The organism is Pseudomonas sp. WS 5071 (genome assembly GCF_012985765.1).
GTDB lineage: Bacteria > Pseudomonadota > Gammaproteobacteria > Pseudomonadales > Pseudomonadaceae > Aquipseudomonas > Aquipseudomonas lundensis_A.
Map to the genome: position 1 here is coordinate 1 of NZ_JAAQWY010000083.1, position 945 is coordinate 945.

A 945-nucleotide genomic window follows, 5' to 3' on the forward strand; every position below is an offset into this window, starting at 1 on the left:
TCAGTCCCAGCTCAGTGCGCCGCCCGTTTGGTACTCGATCACGCGAGTCTCGAAGAAGTTTTTCTCTTTCTTCAAGTCCATGATTTCGCTCATCCACGGGAACGGGTTAGTGGTGCCCGGGTATTCTTCCTTCAAGCCGATTTGCGACAGGCGGCGGTTGGCGATGAACTTGAGGTAGTCCTCCATCATCGCTGCGTTCATGCCCAATACGCCGCGCGGCATGGTGTCACGGGCGTATTCGATTTCCAGCTGCGTGCCTTGCAGGATCATCTGCGACGCTTCTTCCTTCATCTCGGCATCCCACAGGTGCGGGTTTTCGATTTTGATCTGGTTGATCACGTCGATGCCGAAGTTCAGGTGCATGGATTCGTCGCGCAGGATGTACTGGAACTGCTCGGCAACCCCGGTCATCTTGTTGCGTCGGCCCATCGACAGGATCTGGGTGAAGCCGCAGTAGAAGAAGATGCCTTCCAGAACGCAGTAGTAAGCGATCAGGTTGCGCAGCAGTTCCTTGTCGGTTTCAACGGTGCCGGTTTCGAACTTCGGATCGGAGATCGAGCGGGTGTACTTCAAGCCCCACGTGGCCTTTTTGGCGACCGAAGGAATCTCGTGGTACATGTTGAAGATCTCGCCCTCATCCATGGCCAGCGATTCGATGCAGTACTGATAGGCGTGGGTGTGGATCGCCTCTTCGAACGCCTGGCGCAGGATGTACTGGCGGCATTCCGGGTTGGTGATCAAGCGGTACACGGCCAGTACCAGATTGTTGGCAACCAGCGAGTCGGCGGTGGAGAAGAAGCCCAGGTTGCGCATCACGATGCGGCGTTCGTCGTCAGTCAGGCCTTCCGGGTTTTTCCAGAGGGCGATGTCGGCGGTCATGTTGACTTCTTGCGGCATCCAGTGGTTTGCGCAGCCGTCGAGGTACTTCTGCCAGGCCCAGTCGTA

The 945-nt window shown here is 57.0% G+C and carries 1 protein-coding gene; it reads right to left on the minus strand.

Annotation, left to right across the window (positions count from 1 at the left end):
• Positions 1-945 (minus strand): ribonucleotide-diphosphate reductase subunit beta (locus tag HBN61_RS22310; RefSeq protein WP_170047929.1); only part of this gene is annotated, 945 nt, incomplete at its 5' end.